Consider the following 17,999-nt stretch of genomic DNA (forward strand, 5'->3'; position numbering starts at 1 on the left):
GGCGAGAGGCGTCCCCCGAGGTTCTATAAAAACAACAATCGGAGACCGATCTCATGAGCCAGGAATTGCGGCTTGTCCGGCGCATCACACTGAAACTGATTCCCTTCCTGATCCTGCTGTACCTGATCGCCTATGTGGATCGCTCCGCCGTCGGCTTCGCCAAGCTGCACATGGGCGCCGACATTGGCATCGGCGACGCCGCCTATGGCCTCGGTGCCGGGCTGTTTTTCATCGGCTATTTTCTTCTCGAGATTCCCAGCAACCTGATGCTCGAACGCTTCGGCGCGCGGCGCTGGTTCGCGCGGATCATGATCACCTGGGGCGCGATCACCATCGGCATGGCCTTTGTGCAAGGGCCGCACAGCTTCTATGTGATGCGCTTTCTGCTCGGCGCGGCCGAGGCGGGCTTCTTCCCCGGCGTGCTGTACTACATCACCCAATGGTTCCCGGTGCGCCATCGCGGCAAGATCCTCGGCCTGTTCATCCTCTCGCAACCCATCGCGATGATGATCACCGGTCCCGTGTCCGGCGGTTTGCTGGGCATGGACGGCATCCTTGGTCTGCATGGCTGGCAGTGGCTGTTCATCGTCATCGGCACCCCGGCGATCCTGCTGACATGGCCGGTCCTGCGCTGGCTGCCGGACGGCCCGCAGCAAGTGAAGTGGATGGATCAGGCGGAAAAAGACTGGCTGACCGGCGAACTGAAAAAGGACTTGCAGGAGTACGGCCAGACCCGTCACGGCAATCCACTGCATGCGCTGAAAGACAAACGCGTGTTGCTGCTGGCGCTTTTCTATCTGCCGGTGACCCTGAGCATTTATGGCCTCGGCCTGTGGCTGCCGACGCTGATCAAACAGTTCGGCGGCAGCGATCTGGTGACCGGTTTCGTTTCTTCGGTGCCATACATTTTCGGGATCATCGGCCTGCTGATCATTCCGCGCAGTTCCGACCGCTTGAATGATCGCTACGGCCACTTGGCGGTGCTCTATGTGCTTGGTGCGCTGGGCCTGTTCCTCAGTGCCTGGCTGTCGCTGCCGGTAGCGCAACTGGCGGCGCTGTGTCTGGTGGCGTTCGCGTTGTTCTCGTGCACAGCGGTGTTCTGGACCTTGCCCGGTCGCTTCTTTGCTGGCGCCAGTGCCGCGGCGGGGATTGCCTTGATCAACTCGGTGGGCAACCTCGGCGGTTACATCGGGCCGTTCGTCATCGGCGCGTTGAAGGAATACACCGGCAATCTGGCGTCCGGACTCTACTTCCTCTCGGGCGTGATGGTGTTCGGGCTGATTCTGACCGGCGTCGTTTATCGCGTGCTGGAGCGCAAACACGTGTTGCCCGTCGACCAGTTTGCCGCCAGCGCCCGTGGCGCGACCCGAACCTGACACCTATGGATCAATTACCACCCCTGTGGGAGCTGGCTTGCCAGCGATGACGGCGGCACATCCAACATTGATGCGTCAGACAGGTTGCTATCGCTGGCAAGCCAGCTCCCACAGGGTTTTGCGGTGTTTCGGAATTTTGGATAAAGGAGAGGACATATGCATCTGGTTCAATTCGAATTACCCAACGGCGAGCGCCGGGTCGGCGTGGTCGACAACGGTCAGGTCCGCGAAGTCGAGGACGCCCGCAGTGTCCGTGATCTGGCCCTGGCCGCGATCGAGGCCGGCAGCTCGCTTGAGCAGCAAGTGCAAAGCCTCGGCCTCGGCGCCAGTCACGACTATGGGCAGTTGCTCAAAGACCTGCGCATCCTGCCGCCACTCGATCACCCGGACCCGGCGCACATGCTGGTCAGCGGTACTGGTCTGACCCATCTGGGCAGTGCTTCGGCCCGGGACAAGATGCACCAGCAGGCCGGCGATGAAGCGGCGATGACCGACACCATGCGCATTTTCAAATGGGGCGTGGAGGGCGGTAAACCAGCGGCGGGGCAGGCCGGCGTGCAACCAGAGTGGTTCTACAAGGGCGACGGCAGCATTGTCGTGCGTCCGGGGCAGCCGTTCCCGCTGCCGCCGTTCGCCGAGGACGCCGGCGAAGAGCCGGAGATGGCCGGCCTGTATGTCATCGGCAACGATGGCAAGCCGTATCGCCTCGGTTTCGCCGTCGGTAACGAGTTCTCCGACCACGTCATGGAGCGCAAGAATTACCTGTACCTCGCGCACTCGAAATTGCGCAGTTGCAGTTATGGCCCGGAACTTCGTACCGGTGAATTGCCTCAACACCTTGCCGGCACCAGCCGAATCCTGCGTGACGGCGAAGTGCTCTGGCAGAACGAGTTCCTCAGCGGCGAGGCCAACATGTGCCACAGCCTGGCGAACCTCGAGTACCACCACTTCAAATACAGTCAGTTCCTGCGTCCGGGCGACGTGCACATTCATTTTTTCGGCACTGCGACCCTGTCGTTTGCCGACGGCATCCGCACCCAGCCGGGCGACACGTTCGAGATCAGCCAGGCCGACTTCGGCGCACCGCTGGTCAACGGTATCGCACCGGTTCAGGCGGCTTTTGAACCGGACAGCATCGGCACCCTTTAAGGAGATCCCATGACTCAGATTCTCGGTCACAACTACATCGGCGGTCAGCGTAGCGCCGCCGGCAGCGTCAAACTGCACTCGCTCGACGCCAGCACTGGCGAAGCCCTGCCGCATGATTTCATTCAGGCCACGGCCGAAGAAGTCGACGCCGCCGCCAAGGCCGCCGCTGCGGCTTACCCGACCTATCGCAGCCTCAGCGCCGAACGTCGCGCGCAGTTCCTCGACGCGGTCGCCGATGAACTCGATACGCTTGGCGACGATTTCGTCGCCGTGGTCTGCCGCGAAACCGCGCTGCCGGCTGGTCGCATTCAGGGCGAGCGTGGTCGCACCAGCGGGCAGATGCGTCTGTTCGCCAAAGTTCTGCGTCGCGGTGATTTCTACGGCGCACGCATCGATCAGGCATTGCCGGATCGCCAGCCGCTGCCACGTCCGGATCTGCGTCAGTACCGCATCGGCCTCGGCCCGGTCGCCGTGTTTGGTGCGAGCAACTTCCCGCTGGCGTTCTCCACTGCCGGTGGCGATACCGCAGCAGCACTGGCCGCCGGTTGCCCGGTGGTATTCAAGGCGCACAGCGGCCACATGGCCACCGCTGAACTGGTCGCCGACGCGATCATTCGTGCCGCAGAAAAAACCGGTATGCCCGCCGGCGTGTTCAACATGATCTACGGTGGCGGCGTCGGTGAATGGCTGGTCAAGCATCCGGCGATTCAGGCCGTTGGTTTCACCGGTTCGCTGAAGGGCGGTCGCGCCTTGTGCGACATGGCTGCCGCACGTCCGCAACCGATCCCGGTGTTCGCCGAGATGTCGAGCATCAACCCGGTCATCGTGCTGCCGCAGGCACTGGCCACGCGTTCGGAAACCGTTGCGCGTGACCTCACCGCTTCGGTGGTTCAGGGTTGCGGTCAGTTCTGCACCAACCCGGGTCTGGTCATCGGTATTCGCTCGCCGCAGTTCAGCGCGTTTGTACAGCAAGTCGCCGCTGCAATCGGTGATCAACCGGCGCAAACCATGCTCAACGCCGGTACCCTCGGCAGCTATGGCAAAGGCCTGGAAAAGCTTCTGGCCCACAGCGGCATCGAGCATCTGGCCGGTAATCCGCAGCAGGGCAATCAGGCGCAGCCGCAGTTGTTCAAGGCCGATGTCAGCCTGTTGATCAACGGCGATGAAGTGCTGCAGGAAGAAGTGTTCGGCCCCACCACAGTAATCGTCGAAGTGGCCGATCAGGCACAACTGAGCGCAGCGCTGCACGGCCTGCACGGTCAGTTGACCGCGACGATCATCGGCGAGCCGTCTGACTTCGAGCAATTCGCCGAGCTGACGCCGCTGCTGGAACAGAAGGTCGGGCGCATCCTGCTCAACGGTTATCCGACCGGTGTCGAAGTGTGCGATTCGATGGTGCACGGCGGGCCGTACCCGGCGACGTCCGATGCGCGCGGCACGTCAGTGGGCACGCTGGCGATCGATCGCTTCCTGCGCCCGGTGTGCTTCCAGAACTACCCGGACAGCTTGCTGCCCGAACCGCTGAAAAACGCCAACCCGCTGCGGATTCAGCGTCTGGTGGATGGCAAGCCATCGCGTGAGGCGATCTAGCCAGCACCGTAATTTCCTGTGTCTTTGATTGATCGTTCCCACGCTCCGCGTGGGAATGCAGCCCGGGACGCTCTGCGTCCCATTGGAACGCGGAGCGTCCCTAGAGGCATTCCCACGCAGAGCGTGGGAACGATCAGCTGGCTCACCGCCTTCGCGAGCAGGCTCGCTCCCACAGAGGTTCCAGCAGGGGCCTTCGGATCACATTGGGCTATCATTGGCCCTTTCCCCCCTAGAAAGACTGTTTGCCATGACTGCCCAAACCCTTCTCAACGCCCTCGAACACTGCGGTATGGTCGAAATCGATGGCCTGCACGCCTTCGAATTCGCCCTCGACGAGGACGATAACCTGCACATCGAATGCATCGACGGCCGCGAAGCCAAGCACTGGCAATTCACCCCGGCGCAGGTCGCGCAAGCGACGTTCGCTGAGACGCTGCAGAGCTGGCTGATCGTTGGTTACGCCAGCGACACCAAGACCACGGGCGAGCATCGTCTGGTGTGCGTCGGCGACGTAGTCAGCAGCAGCGACGATGAGGATGACAATAATGAAGATGCGTAATTTCTGGCCTTTGCTGATGGCCGGCAGCGTCGGCGCGATGGGGCTTTCCAGCGCCTCTGCCGAAACCTTGCAATTGCTGGTCGGCTCCTACACCGCCGGTTCCAGCCAGGGCATCTACCGCATGCAGTTCGACAGTGCCACCGGCCAGATCGACGCCAAGCCGCTGCAAGTGGTCAAGACCGAAAACCCTTCGTGGCTGACCCTCTCGAAAGACCAGAAACGCCTGTTCGTGGTCAACGAAAACGGCCCGGGCCAGACCGATCCGGTCGGCCGCGTCAGCAGCTTCGCCATCGACCCGAAAACCCATGCGCTGAGCCTGATCAATCAAGTGCAGAGTCTCGGTAACGAGCCGACCCATTCCAGCCTCAGCGCAGATGCCAAACACCTGTTCGTCAGCAACTACTCGGTGATGGAAGATCCGGGCGGCACCCTGGCGGTATTGCCGGTCGATGCCGACGGCCAGCTGAAACCGGTAGTGCAAATGAGCGGACACCCGGCCAGTCGGGTCAACCCCGAGCGCCAGGCTTCCAATCACGTGCACTCGACGGTGTCGTCGCCGGACGGGCGCTATGTGTTCTCCAATGATTTGGGCGCGGACAAGGTTTTCATCTATCAATACGACCCGAAGGCCAACCCACACCTGCCGCTGACCCCGGCAAAAACCGCCTCGGTAGCCTTGCCGGCCGGCAGTGGCCCGCGTCATCTGCTGTTCAGCGCTGACGGCAAACACGCTTGGCTGACCATGGAGATGAGTGCACAGGTCGCGGTGTTCGACTACAAGGACGGCGTACTGACCCAGACGCAACTGGTCGATCTGGCAGCGGGCCAGCCGACCTCGGACAAAGCCGGCGCGGCGCTGCATGCTTCGGCTGACGGCAAGTTTCTCTACGTGAGCAATCGCGGCACGGCCAATCAGCTCGTAGTGTTCGGCATTGATCCTGCGACCGGTCAGCTCAAAGAGCTGCAAAAGCGCTCGGTCGAAGGTGATCACCCGCGCGAGTTTGCCCTTGATCCGAGCGGTAAATTCGTCTTGATTGCCAACCAGAAGAGCAACCAGATTGTCGTCGTCGAACGCGATGCCAAGACCGGTCTGCTGGGCAAAACCGTGCAAAAACTGCCGATGGACGCGCCAAGCGATCTGAAATTTGTAGTGCGACAATAAGCCACAGGCCCCGGTCTGCGGGGCCTGCATCGTTGTATTAATTGCACTGATATCGGCTAATGCTACAAAAGATTTCAAGGAGGCAACCCTCGAGCGTTACGTTTGTTTCACAGCCCGACCGGGCAAACCAAGCAAACGAACACGAGGGTTACCGCCATGAACTTTAATCTCTTCTCCGTCATCGCCGCTTCCGCCATTTCTGCCACCGTGGTATTGCCAGCCGGTGCCAACGTCGAAATCGCCAGCAAAAAATCCCACACCCAGAGCTACACCCAGAAATACCTGCAACAAAGCGCCAACTTCTACGCCGCGCTGGATCACAAAACCCAAGCCTGAGCGCACCGTTCTCCTGTAGGAGCTGCCGAAGGCTGCGATCTCTTGATCTTCATCGTCAAAAGATCGCAGCCTTCGGCAGCTTCTACGCGCGCGCGTAACCTGATCGTTCCCACGCTCTGCGTGGGAACGCAGCCCAGGACGCTCTGCGTCCCATTGGAACGCGGAGCGTCCCTTGAGGCATTCCCACGCGGAGCGTGGGAACGATCAATCAGAAGATCGCAGCCTTCGGCAGCTCCTACGCGCGCGCGCGTTCTGCACTCATAGGTTTTCTCTCGCCGGCAAATAGAGCCGCTAAATAATCAACGAAGCTGATATTCACCATTGCAAACCCTGAGTGGTTGCTTCGGCTTTTTTGATTGATTCTGTGGCCATCGAAACCTTTGCCCACGGAGAACACCATGGCCAGCGCAATCCTCACTTCCGCCAAACGCGGCGCCTACCTGGCCATTGGTCTGTACCTGGCCGTGGTGCTGTTCGTCAGCATCGGCGCACAGATGGAACACAGCTTCGACGCCCCGATCAACGTCGCCCACCCCGGCATCCAGTTCGAACTGCGCTCGCAAAGCGCGATGGTCGACAGGGCCGAACTCGCAGGAGTCGGCGGCGCATGAAAGGCTACAGACTCTGGGTCATCGCCAGCCTCGCGCTGATGACCAACGGCGCCTCACTCCTGGGGTTTGGCCAGGGCTCGGTGGGCGGCTTGGCCCGGGCCATAGAGGCCAACCACAACATCGCCCACAACATTGAAAGAGCCAACACGCTGGGGCTGATGGCCGGCAATCCACCGGTCAAGGTCGCGGTGGATTTTCTCGGGCCGTTTGAAGTGGATTGCATGGCGCTGGGCATGTGCAACGCCCTGGCCTGACGAAGATCGTTCCCACGCTCTGCGTGGGAATGCCTCAAGGGACGCTCCGCGTTCCAATGGGACGCAGAGCGTCCCCGGCTGCATTCCCACGCAGAGCGTGGGAACGATCAAGAGGGAGAGAGGGTTACTTCTTCATGACCGAGGTGAACAGCTCAGATTCGAGCAAGCGCTGCAACCAGGCCTGCAAGCGAAGATAAGGCGTCTGCGCAAACCACTCGCGATCAACATGAGCGAACTGTCGGACGAAGGGCAGCAGGGCGATGTCGGCGAGGCTTGGGTGATCGGCGAGCAAATAATCGCGGCCTTCGAGCAGCTCATCCAGTTTCTGCAGAAACAACGCACCTTCAGCCCGATAAGCTTCCATCGGCTGCTCAGGGTAACGCTCGGCGTACTTGTAGCGATTCAAAGCCGATTTGAAAATCTGATCATTGCCTTCAATCAGTTTCTCCATCCACAGCGCCGCGAACGAATCACCGGCCAGCAACCAATCATCCGGATCATTCTGCGCCAACGCCCAGCGCATGATCTGCAGACTCTCATCGATCACCACGCCATCGGCATTCAGCACCGGCACCGTGCCCTTGGGCGAGAGTTCCAGCATCTGCGCCGGTTTATCCTTGAGACTGACTTCGACAATCTCCACCGGCACGCCCGCATAACGCAGCGCCATTCGCGCACGCATGGCGTAAGGGCAGCGGCGGAAGGAATACAGCGTGTTCATATCACCTCCAGCGTGCTCAAACCATTGCCCTGGCGCCGCACCTGAATCTGCACCGGAATCCGCTCGTGCATTTCCTGCACATGGGAAATCACCGCCACCTTGCGTCCCTGCGCCTGCAAGCCATCGAGCGCGTCCATGGCCAGTTGCAAGGATTCCGGATCGAGGCTGCCAAAGCCTTCATCGATAAACAGCGACTCGATTTTCAGCGTGCTCGACGCCATCGAGGCCAGACCCAGCGCAAGGGCGAGTGATACGAGGAACGTCTCGCCGCCGGAAAGCGAATGCACCGAGCGCAGTTCGTCGCCCATTTCCGTGTCCATCACCAGCAGGCCGAGCATGCTGCCGCCGCGTTTGAGGCGATAGCGTTTGACCAGTTGGCGCAGCTGCGCGTTGGCGTGATGCACCAGCAGGTCGAGGTTGTAGGCCTGGGCGATCTTGCGGAAGGTGTCGCCGGTGGCCGAGCCGATCAAGGCACTGAGCCGCGCCCAGCGCTGGTACTCGGCATAGGCGTCGGCGATCTGCTGGGCCAGCGCCTGATTGGCGTTCTGCCGGCGCTGGTCCTCCACCTGTTCGGCGCGCAGCTCGGCGCACTGCTGTTCGCTGACGGCGAACTGGTTCTGCAGCTCAGCGAGGGCGCTGTCCAGCTGTTCGGCGTCAAGATTGCCGTCCTGCCGGGCCTGGTGATCGAGCAGACGCTGATCGCGCTCCTGCAACAGGACCTGGGCCTGTTCGATGGCTTTTTCGTTGTGCTGAAGGGTCTGACGCAGTTCGGCGACTTGCGCGTCGTCGAAGCGCAGCAAGTCCTCGAGGCCGCCGTCATCCAGTTCCGGATGGCTGGCGCGCCAATCGGCGATCTTGCCGGCGAGTGCCTGGTCTTCGGCTTGCAGTGCTTGCAGGCGTTCCTGTTGGGCCTTGAGCTCAGCGGCGATCTGCACCAGTTGCGTGCGCACACTTTGCAGCTCCTCAGCGGTGCTGGTTTCGGCGACGCGCGCCTGTTCCACCGCGTGTTCCAGCTGCTGCTGCCAGTGCTCGGCGCTGTCGTGCTCGCCAAGTAACTGCGCGAGCTTTTCCTGACAGCCTTGCTGTTGCTCGGTCAGCGCCATGAATTGTTGCTCGGCGCTGTGCAGTTGCTGAGTGCGCAGCTGTTGACGATCCTGTTCTTTCTCCAACGTCTGCTGGCGTTGCTGCTGTTCGCTCAGCTCTTCCTTTTGCTGTTCGAGCTGGGTCAAACGCTCGGCGATCTGCCGGTCCAGCTGCATGAACGTTGCCGCCGGCTCCAGGCGCAATGCCTCAAGTGTGTCGGCGGGCAGCAGCGGGCCGAACGCGCTGAGTTCTTCCTCAAGGCGCTGACGATCACTGTTGAGTTCATGCTGCTGATGGCTCAGCTGTTGCGCCGCTTGCTGATGCGCCACTTCAGCCTGACGCAATTGTTGCGATAAGCGCGCAGCGTCCTGTTGCAAGGTGAGCAGCGCACTTTGGCGTTGTTCGTCCTGAGTGATGCTCTGGTTCAACTGCTCGGTCTGGCGGCTGAGCCAGGCGTCGCGTTTGTCGGCGTCCTGATTGAACAGTTGCGCGGCCAGCGGATGCGCGTCGAGGCTCGGGGCCAAGGCTTGTTGCTGCGCCGCGAGTTGTTCCTGTTGCTGCAGCAATTCTTTCTGTTGTGCGATCACGCCACCGACTTCGCCGCGCAGTTCGCTCAGTTTTTCCTTGAGCTGATCGACCACTTGCTGGGCGTTGGCCTGTTCGCTTTCATCGTGACGGCCAAGGCTTTGCAACAGCGCTTCGGGCTGGTGATAGGGATGCTCGTTGCTGCCGCAGACCGGGCAGGGCTGATCGTCCTGCAACTGCGCGCGCAACTCTTCGACACTGGCACTGCGCGCCAGCCGCTGACGTTCAAGCAGCTCGCGAGTGACGCTGAGGGTCTGCTCGGCGACGGTCAGTTCGGCCTTGGTTTTCACCCCGTCCTGGGTTAGACGTTCACGTTGCTGCTGCGCGTCAAGCTGGCGTTGTTGCAACTCGGCGCTGCGCTTGTCGAGATCCTGCTGAGTCGCCCACAGGCGCGACAGGTCTTCGATCGCGCGCAGCTGTTTGCGGTTGTCCTGCAGCAAGGTGCCAAGCAGGCCGATCTGTTCGGCGACTGCGTCCGGCTCTGCGCCGGCTTCTTTGAACAGCACTTCCAGTTGCTGTTTGTGCGAGGCCAGTTGCTCAGCACTGTGCGCGGCGTTCTGTGCGAGGGAAGCCAGTTCGCTCTGGCCCTTGTTCAAGCGGTTGCCGATCAGCATCAGCTGTTGCAGACGATCGCGATAGGCGCTCCAGGCATCGCTCAACGGCGCCAGATGGGCACTCTGCTCAAGCTCAGCGGCGATGTGTTGCAAACGCGCGGCGACTTCAGTCTGCTTTTCCTGCAAAGCCTGAATCGCGCTCTGGCCATCCTTGAACGCTTGCTCGGCCGCTTGCCGGGCTTCGGCACTGCTGGCGGTGTCCTTGATCAGGCGGGCGAGGGTGCTTTGCTCTTCGAATGCCTGACGCAGCAACGGCGCATTTTCGCTCTGGCGTTGTTGCGCTGCGCTCAGGGCGACTTTCGCTGCGTCGAGGTTCTGTTCCAGCTCCGTCTGGCGTTCGCCCAGCGCCGCGTGTTGTTGGGTGTGCGCGGCAATCTGCGTCGCCAGTGGCGTCAGCAGCGCATCGAGCTCGGCCTTGCGCGCGAACTGATGACGCTGCGGGCCAAGCTGTTCCAGACGCGTCAGTTTTACCCTCTCGCCGGCCAGTGCCTGCCATTGCTGTTGCGCGGTTTGCAGTTGTTCGCTGGCCGCTTGCTGCGCTTCCTGCAACTGACGCAAATCCTTCAGCCAACTGTGTTGTTGCTCAAGTTGTTTGAGCTGCGCCTGTTGCGCCTTCATCTGTTGCTGCGCGGTGTTGAAACGCTCGTCGAGTTCGGCGCGCGCTTCCGGCGCCAAAGGCGTCACGCCGGTAGCCTGATCCTGCAACAGCTTGTGCGCTTCGCGGGCCTCTTTGGTCTTGTCGAAGGCGCGGCGGCCGAGGCGGGTGTAGAGCGCGGTGTCGGTGAGTTTTTCCAGCAGTTCACTGCGGTCGTTGTCATCGGCCTTGAGGAACGCGCTGAACTCACTCTGCGCCAGCAGCACAGCGCGAGTGAACTGTTCAAAGTTGAGACCCAGAGCGGCTTCCAGCTGAGTTTTGTATTCGCCTTTCTGGCTGGCGAGCAGTTGATCCTGATCGATGTCGCGCAGGCTCTGCCGACTGGCCTGGAGCTTGCCGCCAGCCTTCTCGCGAGCACGGTTGGCTTCCCAGCGCGCGCGATAGCGGCGGCCATCGACGCCGACAAAATCCACTTCGGCATAGCCTTCACCGGTGCCGCGTCGCAGCAAGGTGCGCGGGTCGCCAGTGGCGATTTCACCGTCAGCATCCGGGACTTTCGCATCTCGGCCGGTGTTGTTCAGACGCGGTACAGCGCCGAACAGTGCCAGACACAAGGCATCAAGCAACGTGCTTTTGCCGGCGCCGGTCGGGCCGGTGATTGCGAACAGACCGGCGCTGGCCAGCGGTTCAGCGGTGAAATCGATCTCGAACGGACCGGCCAGCGAGGCGAGGTTCTTCAAACGAATGGCGAGAATTTTCATGGCTGCTCGCCCTCCAGTTGCACGTCCTGCAGCAGTTCGGCGAAGTCCTTGAGCGTCTGCTCGTCGACCTCGCTGCCGTAATTGTCGAGCCAGGCGCGGCTGAACAGTTCCTGCGGGGTGAGTTGGTCGAGTTCGATCAGCGTGCTGCCGTCCTCGCTGCCATCGACGCCGCGATTGCCGGCGTATTCAGCGGCGATGCGCACCAGTCGTACGGCTTTGCCTTGCAGTGCGGTTTCCACTTGATGGCGCAGATCCGGTTGCGGCTCATCCAGGCGCACGCGCACTTCGAGCCATGGCTGGCGCTGGGTTTCGGCGAGCAGATCGATGTTCGGCAGGTCAGCCAGTTGCAGCAGAATCTCGGCCAGCGGTGCCGGGCCGATGCGCTGCAGATTGACCGAGCGCGGGATCAGTTTCGGCTCGACGCTGACCAGTGTTTCACCGTCCAGGACCACATCGAGAATCTGATGCTGATAACCGATTTCGGAGAACGACAGCGGAATCGGCGAGCCGCTGTAGCGGATGCGCTCCTCGCCGTTGACCTTCTGCGGCTTGTGCAAATGGCCGAGGGCGACGTAACTGATGCTTTCGCCGAACAGGCTGGCGGGCAGCGCTTCGGCATTGCCGATGATCAGGCTGCGCTCGGAATCCTCCGACACCGAGCCCCCGGCCATGTGCGCGTGGCTGATAGCGATCAACGCCTGCCCGGGCTGGCGCTTGGCATTCGCCGCCGCGATCAGCCACTCATGTACCTGACCGATGCCGCGCAGATAGTTGTCACCCAGATGCGCGCCAGTGACTTCCGCCGGGCGCAAGAACGGCAGCGCCAGACACCACGCGGCGATTTCTCCCTGCGCATTCGGCAGCGGCAGCAACAAGCGCTCGGCGTCGAGCTGCCCGTCATCCAGCCACAGCACCCGACCCAACGCGTGAGTACGCAAACGCCGCATCAACGGCGCCGGCAGCTCGATCCGCGAGCCCGAATCATGGTTGCCGGCAATCATCACGATGGTCAGCAGCGGCTGCTGTTCGTGAGCGCTGACGATGAAATCGTAGAGGCGTTCCTGCGCTTTGACCGGCGGATTGACCGTATCGAAGATGTCTCCGGCGATCAGCAGCACATCCGGCTGCGCCAAGTGCAACTGGCGCAGCAGCCATTCGAGAAAACACGCGTGCTCGAAATCGCGCTCCTGGCCGTGCAGGTTTTGCCCAAGGTGCCAGTCGGAGGTGTGGAACAGACGCAAGGTGGACTCCGCTACAGAAAAGAGGTGATGGCCGCGAGGAAATGATTGGGCGGCGAAAGAGGGGAGAGTTTACAGATTATTGCGCCGGTGGGGCTTGTCCCAGCGGAACGCCGCAGGGCATTTCGACGATTCGCTCGTTGACGCCCATACAGCGGCTACCTAATATCGAGCCATCGTATTGATATCATCTCAGTCGCAAGCGTTACGTCCAGTCTTCAGCGTTATTCGATAAAGCTGACGCCAGAAGATCGAGTGGGGAGCCAATGGAATGCAAGTGATCAACTCTATACCCATGGTTATCGACACAGAACCCTTCGACACATGGAAGCAGCAGTGGTCGAATCAGGAAGGCCTGGATATTCATTCGTATATCAACGACCAATGCCATCCGGAACAGATATTGATATTTTCCACGTTGCTGTTCCCGACGTTCATCGTGTCTGAGGGAGGCGTTTTCCTCGAGCGAAATTTTTCACACGAAGCGTTCGCGCGCTGCGTGAACCTGGCCGCTGGAGACATGGCGGAGGTTGAGCGGCTTATAAATTATGTGAAGATTTATGATGTTTTTGGCCAATACGGAAATGGTGTATCGCCGAGAATATTTCTTCAACTGTGCGAGATGATCGGGTTTGCCTGGCGAATGGTGTTGAAGGAGAAATTCCCGGACACATTATTCACTGTCGAGGTGTCGAACTCGGATGAGGATTACGGCCCGGTGGTTACGTTTTATCAGGTGAAACAATGATTGATCCCTTCCCAACACTCGCTGATGAAAGATTTTTTGTTTTGATGTGTCCGCCTCAAGACCGTGGGCGAGTTTTTTACATTTCTTGAGTTGAGCCACCAATACAATGCCTAAATTTTCCTGTGTGTGCGGTCAGATAATCAATTTGTCTCATGGTACTTCCGAGTTAGAGTTTTCAATGGTTGCCGAGCGAAAGATAGATGAGCTGGGTGCTGCCTTGGCAGACCGTTGGTTGTCTGAGGAAGAGTTCTATCAGCAGATAGGTGCGGGTGCTACTACTGTTTATCGATGCAATAAATGCGGGCGACTACATATTGATCAAGGTGGCGGAAACTTTTCTTCCTATATTAAGGAACTATGATAGAGCGCGCCCACACGCTTTCGGGTAAGAGTGGGGGCTGGATTGTTCGCCAGCAAGAGGCTTCAAATGGACTTTTCAATTGCGGAGTACGGAGCGGTCGGCCCTTTGAATGGCAAGTTGTCCAGAGGACAAGTGCGCGACATTCTTGGAGCCGGTTTCGAAGTGTTCTGGAAAACAGCTGACTCCTTGAATACTACGGATGCTTATTTTCAGCTCGACCTTCATGTCTACTACGACGCGCGAGATATGGTTAAAGGGGTAGAGTTTTTCGAAAGAAGCACGGTGTCCTGGAACGGCCACAAGCTGGTAGGCGAAACATCCACGGACGTGTTGGCTTTGTTTCGTCGCCACGGTATTGATCCCGTCATTGACGATGACGGATTTGAAGTCGGTGAGTTGGGTATGGGGTTTTACGTTGACGATGACGACGACTTGATCACCACTTTATATATCAATCTGCGCCGCGAAAATTCATTCAACGGCGTCGTGTTCTAACAGGAGCCAGAGATGATCATCTGCCCAAGATGTCAGCAGGATTACATTGTCTGTGCCCATGTCAAGGCCACTGGCAAAGAATTATTCATGTGCCCAGAGTGCGACGCTACCTGGTTTTCAATTGAGGCGATCGGCGTTGCGCCTTTTCTGGATTTTGGGACTTATATGGAAAGCATAGGCTTGTCGATGCTGTGGGACGAGTTGGACATTGTTTCCGGTTCAGAAGACTCAAGAAATGACAGTGTATGATCCGGCAATGAAGTAAGGTTGTTATGAAGGAGTTGTTCGGTCAGCCATACCGCCCGTCAGACCCTTATTGGATTGTCAAAGGGTATTTCGACAGGATGTATGATGATGGCCGTTTCATCGAGGCGGCCGGCTATATTGTGAGGCGTTGGGGGTTCAGTGTTGATGGAGCATACTGTAACTTCCCTGATGTAAATAGCTCATTTGAAGAGGGTCATTTCGAAGGAGTGGAGTTTTCTTATGGGTATCCCTCTAGCGATGCAGACACAATTGTTGTCAGTGAAGAGGTTTGCATGGAATACCTTCGGCTAGCTTGTGATAAATAGCTGCAGCGTCATCCTGAAAATAAGACGGAAGTCGATGTTCTCTTGAGTGAGAGCCATGTCTGATAAGTAAAAATGTGCCATTTGTCCAGCGCAGCCAAAAGTTATCCGATCAAGAGAAAGTTGAAAGATGAATGATTTCGAGTCAGTAAAGAAACTGATTATCCAGTTGGTTAAAGATAAAACCGGCAATTTTGATGGTGGCAGTTGGGAAGCTGATTACAAGCTGAACTGGGAAGACGAGTTAGCGGAAAGGCTAGCAAACGCTTTCTACAATATGTCCAGAGCGGCATCCGCCAAAGAAAATACAGATGATGTCATGTTGAAAGCCGCGTTGCTGAATTCACGAACGGACTTCATGGATCTCGCCAATTTTTTCAGGGATGTTTTCGACGATTTGGATGCACTGCTGCGCAAGCCAGTCTGGCCGGATATTCCAGAAGGATTTGATTATCAGGGCTACCACCATTGAGTTATCCATAGGTGCAGAATGCGACGACATCGGGTCTTTGATAAGGGGCGCGGGCGTCAGGCTAAAAGGGGACAGATTCATTTTAGGAAATAAATCTGTCCCATTTTTTGCTTCCAGATAACAGAGGTTACGTAGTGGGCAATGCCACAAGAGATGGGCTCGATATCAAAGTTGTTTATGATACGGTTCTTAATCGTGTTGTAACAGGTTATCCAACGAATGTACCCAAGAATCCAAAATTATGAGTAGGGATGATGTCTTTGTTGAAAAAAGTCTCACAGCGCTCTTGGAGGAGCTTGAATCTCAGCCCGAAATGGCGATCTTCTTTGCGTCAGATATATTGGGTTATGAAGATACATTATCCAATATTAGAGAATGGTTGGAAGATGATAGCGAATATGGTTTGGCATACGAAGTGATGGTGTCCTTGCTTGAGCGTTTTGATTTCAAGATTTCAGGAAAGTCAGCCGTCAGGTTGCTGGAAGTAGGGCTGTATTTCGGTTACAAGACCGATCTTGAAAGTGACCATGATCTCGATTGGAGAACTTGATTGAAATTTTAGGCGACTTCTTGATCTCATTTCCTTTCTCGCAGACGAGGTCTGAGGCGTTTGGAGGAATAATGGGGCAGACCACGTTTAAATAAACGTAGTCTGTCTCGAGGGGTCAAAGGTCTTTAACTTATGAAGGTTAGTGGGTAAATAAGGATAGACCACGTTTGAGGGAAGTACTCCGAAAAGTGGTTTGTCCTCTTTTTACATCCACCGCTTCAATCTGTTGTTGATGCGATGGAAAGCCCGTTGATCAAGAAAATGGTCGCGTGTGATAGCTCCGACTGTTTGGAAATTGCGATAAAACTATTTGACGCTGCCGGGGGCAAAGGAAAAATAATAGAAGTTCAACCGGTCCAGCCCAGGAAGCTAACGGTCTTTGAAAATGGAAAAATTGAAGTAGGCCAGTATTATCATAATGTTTTTACAGATGGGCGCTATGTATACGATCCGCGATTGTCTTCTAGTCCTATTCCCAAAGGTGATTGGGAGCAGCACATCAAAGGGATGAATCCAGACGGTGTTAGAATTTCAGATAAATTGAAAGGTCTTTGATTTATGACAGTTGAAAATGAAGAAGGCCGTCTCTTGAACGTTATTGCTGAAATTGGCGTCTTGGAGTGGCAAAAGTACCAACAGCGGTTTCCAAAAACCAGGGTCGGCAATGAAATGCAGCGGGAGGATCATTCTGCGCTGCCACCTTTCGTCGCTTTCAGGTTTGAGTGTATTAACAAGGTTGACATCGACAAGTTGAAGGCCGCGGTGGAGGGCTATGAGGGGGCTTTGTCATGGTCGCTTGTAGGCCGGCCACGAGAAGGGCTCCCAGGGATCAACTGGATGATTGCACCGTCAAGGTTGTGGGAAGTTGGTGATTGTGCTTCGCAAAAAAATATGACAGCAGCCGTCTACTTGTCTACTCATGAACCTTCACTCGGTCCACTGGCCTACGAAGATTTAACTGGACTTGCCGAGCATGTTCGCTCCGTATTTAATCTCTAAAAAGGGATAATGGGACAGACCATGTTTGGAAAGTACTCCGAAAACGTGGTCTGTCCCTTTTTACGTCACCAGTGAGTTTTCCATAGGTGCAGAATGCGCAAGCCTGACCATCTTGGAAGGAATTGCGTATCTTTCTTGGTTCAGGGGATCCCAGAAGAAAATGACAATGGTATTTAGTTTTTTAGGTCGCGGTGATCTGGGATTGATTCATGCTGGCATGTCCCGAGAAGAATCAAGGAAGGCGCTTGGTGGTCGGTTTGAGGCGTTTTACAAAGCCGAAGATTCGACAGTACCGACCGACGCTTACGATGATTTAGGCGTGCACGTTTACTTTGATGAGCGCTACCGGGTCTTTGGCGTTGAGTTTTTGAAATGGAGTGGGCTTGTTTGGGACAACCAGAAACTGGTCGGTGAAGATGCGCTTGTGGTTCGACAGTTTTTGGCCAAGCGAGGAGAGGTTCTGGTTTTCAATAATTCAGGCTTCAGTGTCACTGGCGTGGGTTTAAGGTTTTATGTGCCTGATTTCGAAGAAGGCGACGCCATCGTTGAGGCTGTCTACGTAGAGTTGTCCGTGTAAGACGCACCAGAAAACCAGGCTCATAGATCTTCTGGGACTGCGTAGCTTTCCCGAATTACTCGCTGAGAATGCATTTATGGAATTGCAATTTTTTTATCATAGGGCTGGCACTCACCCAGTATTGGGTGAGGTTTTTCATGACATGGCGCAAGTGAGCCCAGGCCAAGAGGGAGTTCAACGGTATGAGCTATATGTCTGCTCTGTCCTTGGCGCTATTGCCCAATACTCCGGGGATTGTGATCGCCTGCTTGAGTCCTTAACGTCAGTAATGAACGGCACTCAGCTATCAGTCTGTGAAGGCGGAAATGATGTTGTCCTGAATATTGATGCGAGTGGTGTACAGGTCGATATAAACATAAACGATGACTGGATCGGTCAGCCGGAAAGCAAATTCAGCTTGGAAGAGTGGAAGAAAATTATTGAAAGCTGGAAGTATTTGCTGGAGTTGCCAAAGGGCTCCGATGAAATTGTGCTGGTTAAACTGCCCTAGGTTCGACGGTACTCAGGAATCAGTACTTATGAGAATCAAAAGATCGCAGCGTTCGGCAGCTCCTGCTCACAATCCGTAGGCGCTACCAAAGGCTGCGATCTTTC

21 protein-coding genes are annotated in these 17,999 nt (G+C 57.2%); 18 read left to right on the plus strand and 3 right to left on the minus strand.

Features of this window, described 5'->3' with window-relative positions; translation table 11 throughout:
* The first annotated feature begins 53 nt into the window (after positions 1 to 53).
* The 8 genes from JWU58_RS12075 (at position 54) to JWU58_RS12110 (ending at position 7,037) form a co-directional block, all read left to right on the plus strand.
* Entirely contained in the window at positions 54 to 1,376 is a 1,323-nt protein-coding gene (locus tag JWU58_RS12075) for an MFS transporter (protein ID WP_071172697.1), read from the plus strand.
* Between the two features lie 156 nt (positions 1,377 to 1,532).
* The gene (gene araD1 / locus JWU58_RS12080; protein WP_110603690.1) at positions 1,533 to 2,525 is read left to right on the plus strand and encodes an AraD1 family protein; all 993 of its coding nucleotides are present in this window, start codon (positions 1,533 to 1,535) and stop codon (positions 2,523 to 2,525) included.
* 9 nt (positions 2,526 to 2,534) lie between these two features.
* The gene (locus tag JWU58_RS12085) at positions 2,535 to 4,115 is read left to right on the plus strand and encodes an aldehyde dehydrogenase (NADP(+)) (protein WP_206422031.1); all 1,581 of its coding nucleotides are present in this window, start codon (positions 2,535 to 2,537) and stop codon (positions 4,113 to 4,115) included.
* 247 nt (positions 4,116 to 4,362) lie between these two features.
* The gene (locus tag JWU58_RS12090; protein WP_206422032.1) at positions 4,363 to 4,674 is read left to right on the plus strand and encodes a DUF5629 family protein; all 312 of its coding nucleotides are present in this window, start codon (positions 4,363 to 4,365) and stop codon (positions 4,672 to 4,674) included.
* Positions 4,661 to 5,836, plus strand: a complete 1,176-nt coding sequence (locus JWU58_RS12095; RefSeq protein WP_076562527.1) for a lactonase family protein — start codon at positions 4,661 to 4,663, stop codon at positions 5,834 to 5,836. The genes JWU58_RS12090 and JWU58_RS12095 overlap by 14 nt, the downstream gene beginning before the upstream one ends.
* 156 nt (positions 5,837 to 5,992) lie before the next feature.
* Entirely contained in the window at positions 5,993 to 6,172 is a 180-nt protein-coding gene (locus JWU58_RS12100) for a hypothetical protein (RefSeq protein WP_016775003.1), read from the plus strand.
* Between the two features lie 398 nt (positions 6,173 to 6,570).
* Positions 6,571 to 6,783 (plus strand): hypothetical protein, encoded by a 213-nt coding sequence (locus tag JWU58_RS12105; RefSeq protein WP_206422033.1) that lies wholly within the window; start codon positions 6,571 to 6,573, stop codon positions 6,781 to 6,783.
* Entirely contained in the window at positions 6,780 to 7,037 is a 258-nt protein-coding gene (locus JWU58_RS12110) for a hypothetical protein (RefSeq protein ID WP_039763921.1), read from the plus strand. Before JWU58_RS12105 ends, JWU58_RS12110 begins: the two co-directional genes overlap by 4 nt.
* 124 nt (positions 7,038 to 7,161) lie before the next feature.
* On the opposite strand, the gene JWU58_RS12115 is transcribed toward JWU58_RS12110, so the two are convergent.
* From JWU58_RS12115 to JWU58_RS12125, 3 genes are read right to left on the minus strand one after another with little or no spacing between them, the layout of a single operon-like run.
* Positions 7,162 to 7,758 carry a glutathione S-transferase gene (locus JWU58_RS12115; protein ID WP_206422034.1) on the minus strand — a complete coding sequence of 199 codons (597 nt, stop codon included), beginning with the start codon at positions 7,756 to 7,758 and terminating at the stop codon, positions 7,162 to 7,164.
* Complete coding sequence (locus JWU58_RS12120) at positions 7,755 to 11,396, minus strand: AAA family ATPase (RefSeq protein WP_206422035.1); 3,642 nt, start codon at positions 11,394 to 11,396, stop codon at positions 7,755 to 7,757. The genes JWU58_RS12115 and JWU58_RS12120 overlap by 4 nt, the downstream gene beginning before the upstream one ends.
* Entirely contained in the window at positions 11,393 to 12,637 is a 1,245-nt protein-coding gene (locus tag JWU58_RS12125) for an exonuclease SbcCD subunit D C-terminal domain-containing protein (protein ID WP_206422036.1), read from the minus strand. Before JWU58_RS12125 ends, JWU58_RS12120 begins: the two co-directional genes overlap by 4 nt.
* 268 nt (positions 12,638 to 12,905) lie before the next feature.
* On the opposite strand from JWU58_RS12125, the gene JWU58_RS12130 reads away from it, so the two are divergent.
* The 10 genes from JWU58_RS12130 (at position 12,906) to JWU58_RS12175 (ending at position 17,895) form a co-directional block, all read left to right on the plus strand.
* The gene (locus JWU58_RS12130) at positions 12,906 to 13,382 is read left to right on the plus strand and encodes a hypothetical protein (RefSeq protein ID WP_206422037.1); all 477 of its coding nucleotides are present in this window, start codon (positions 12,906 to 12,908) and stop codon (positions 13,380 to 13,382) included.
* A 427-nt stretch (positions 13,383 to 13,809) separates the two neighbouring features.
* A complete protein-coding gene (locus JWU58_RS12135) occupies positions 13,810 to 14,238 on the plus strand; it encodes a hypothetical protein (protein WP_206422038.1) in 429 nt (142 codons plus the stop codon).
* A gap of 12 nt (positions 14,239 to 14,250) precedes the next feature.
* On the plus strand, positions 14,251 to 14,487 hold the full coding sequence (locus JWU58_RS12140) for a hypothetical protein (RefSeq protein ID WP_223630941.1): 237 nt from the start codon (positions 14,251 to 14,253) through the stop codon (positions 14,485 to 14,487).
* Between the two features lie 23 nt (positions 14,488 to 14,510).
* A complete protein-coding gene (cdiI, locus tag JWU58_RS12145) occupies positions 14,511 to 14,810 on the plus strand; it encodes a ribonuclease toxin immunity protein CdiI (RefSeq protein ID WP_206422039.1) in 300 nt (99 codons plus the stop codon).
* A gap of 127 nt (positions 14,811 to 14,937) precedes the next feature.
* Positions 14,938 to 15,279, plus strand: coding sequence for a hypothetical protein (locus JWU58_RS12150; protein WP_206422040.1), 342 nt, complete (start codon positions 14,938 to 14,940; stop codon positions 15,277 to 15,279).
* Between the two features lie 241 nt (positions 15,280 to 15,520).
* The gene (locus tag JWU58_RS12155; RefSeq protein WP_123442290.1) at positions 15,521 to 15,829 is read left to right on the plus strand and encodes a hypothetical protein; all 309 of its coding nucleotides are present in this window, start codon (positions 15,521 to 15,523) and stop codon (positions 15,827 to 15,829) included.
* 249 nt (positions 15,830 to 16,078) lie between these two features.
* Positions 16,079 to 16,384, plus strand: coding sequence for a hypothetical protein (locus JWU58_RS12160; RefSeq protein WP_185015338.1), 306 nt, complete (start codon positions 16,079 to 16,081; stop codon positions 16,382 to 16,384).
* A 3-nt stretch (positions 16,385 to 16,387) separates the two neighbouring features.
* Positions 16,388 to 16,828, plus strand: coding sequence for a hypothetical protein (locus JWU58_RS12165; RefSeq protein WP_123442291.1), 441 nt, complete (start codon positions 16,388 to 16,390; stop codon positions 16,826 to 16,828).
* A gap of 25 nt (positions 16,829 to 16,853) precedes the next feature.
* On the plus strand, positions 16,854 to 17,405 hold the full coding sequence (locus tag JWU58_RS12170) for a hypothetical protein (protein ID WP_206422041.1): 552 nt from the start codon (positions 16,854 to 16,856) through the stop codon (positions 17,403 to 17,405).
* A gap of 76 nt (positions 17,406 to 17,481) precedes the next feature.
* Positions 17,482 to 17,895, plus strand: a complete 414-nt coding sequence (locus JWU58_RS12175) for a hypothetical protein (protein WP_122506745.1) — start codon at positions 17,482 to 17,484, stop codon at positions 17,893 to 17,895.
* Positions 17,896 to 17,999 lie beyond the last annotated feature (104 nt).

Origin of the sequence: Pseudomonas atacamensis, from assembly GCF_017167965.1 — a bacterium.
Lineage (GTDB): Bacteria > Pseudomonadota > Gammaproteobacteria > Pseudomonadales > Pseudomonadaceae > Aquipseudomonas > Aquipseudomonas atacamensis.

What these genes read in the sequence shown, in the direction of transcription:
- JWU58_RS12075 (WP_071172697.1), top strand. Translation starts at nt 54, where the DNA reads ATGAGCCAGGAATTGCGGCTTGTCCGGCGCATCACACTGAAACTGATT.
- araD1 (WP_110603690.1), top strand. Translation starts at nt 1,533, where the DNA reads ATGCATCTGGTTCAATTCGAATTACCCAACGGCGAGCGCCGGGTCGGC.
- JWU58_RS12085 (WP_206422031.1), top strand. Translation starts at nt 2,535, where the DNA reads ATGACTCAGATTCTCGGTCACAACTACATCGGCGGTCAGCGTAGCGCC.
- JWU58_RS12090 (WP_206422032.1), top strand. Translation starts at nt 4,363, where the DNA reads ATGACTGCCCAAACCCTTCTCAACGCCCTCGAACACTGCGGTATGGTC.
- JWU58_RS12095 (WP_076562527.1), top strand. Translation starts at nt 4,661, where the DNA reads ATGAAGATGCGTAATTTCTGGCCTTTGCTGATGGCCGGCAGCGTCGGC.
- JWU58_RS12100 (WP_016775003.1), top strand. Translation starts at nt 5,993, where the DNA reads ATGAACTTTAATCTCTTCTCCGTCATCGCCGCTTCCGCCATTTCTGCC.
- JWU58_RS12105 (WP_206422033.1), top strand. Translation starts at nt 6,571, where the DNA reads ATGGCCAGCGCAATCCTCACTTCCGCCAAACGCGGCGCCTACCTGGCC.
- JWU58_RS12110 (WP_039763921.1), top strand. Translation starts at nt 6,780, where the DNA reads ATGAAAGGCTACAGACTCTGGGTCATCGCCAGCCTCGCGCTGATGACC.
- JWU58_RS12115 (WP_206422034.1), bottom strand. Translation starts at nt 7,758, where the DNA reads ATGAACACGCTGTATTCCTTCCGCCGCTGCCCTTACGCCATGCGTGCG.
- JWU58_RS12120 (WP_206422035.1), bottom strand. Translation starts at nt 11,396, where the DNA reads ATGAAAATTCTCGCCATTCGTTTGAAGAACCTCGCCTCGCTGGCCGGT.
- JWU58_RS12130 (WP_206422037.1), top strand. Translation starts at nt 12,906, where the DNA reads ATGCAAGTGATCAACTCTATACCCATGGTTATCGACACAGAACCCTTC.
- JWU58_RS12135 (WP_206422038.1), top strand. Translation starts at nt 13,810, where the DNA reads ATGGACTTTTCAATTGCGGAGTACGGAGCGGTCGGCCCTTTGAATGGC.
- JWU58_RS12140 (WP_223630941.1), top strand. Translation starts at nt 14,251, where the DNA reads ATGATCATCTGCCCAAGATGTCAGCAGGATTACATTGTCTGTGCCCAT.
- cdiI (WP_206422039.1), top strand. Translation starts at nt 14,511, where the DNA reads ATGAAGGAGTTGTTCGGTCAGCCATACCGCCCGTCAGACCCTTATTGG.
- JWU58_RS12150 (WP_206422040.1), top strand. Translation starts at nt 14,938, where the DNA reads ATGAATGATTTCGAGTCAGTAAAGAAACTGATTATCCAGTTGGTTAAA.
- JWU58_RS12155 (WP_123442290.1), top strand. Translation starts at nt 15,521, where the DNA reads ATGAGTAGGGATGATGTCTTTGTTGAAAAAAGTCTCACAGCGCTCTTG.
- JWU58_RS12165 (WP_123442291.1), top strand. Translation starts at nt 16,388, where the DNA reads ATGACAGTTGAAAATGAAGAAGGCCGTCTCTTGAACGTTATTGCTGAA.
- JWU58_RS12175 (WP_122506745.1), top strand. Translation starts at nt 17,482, where the DNA reads ATGGAATTGCAATTTTTTTATCATAGGGCTGGCACTCACCCAGTATTG.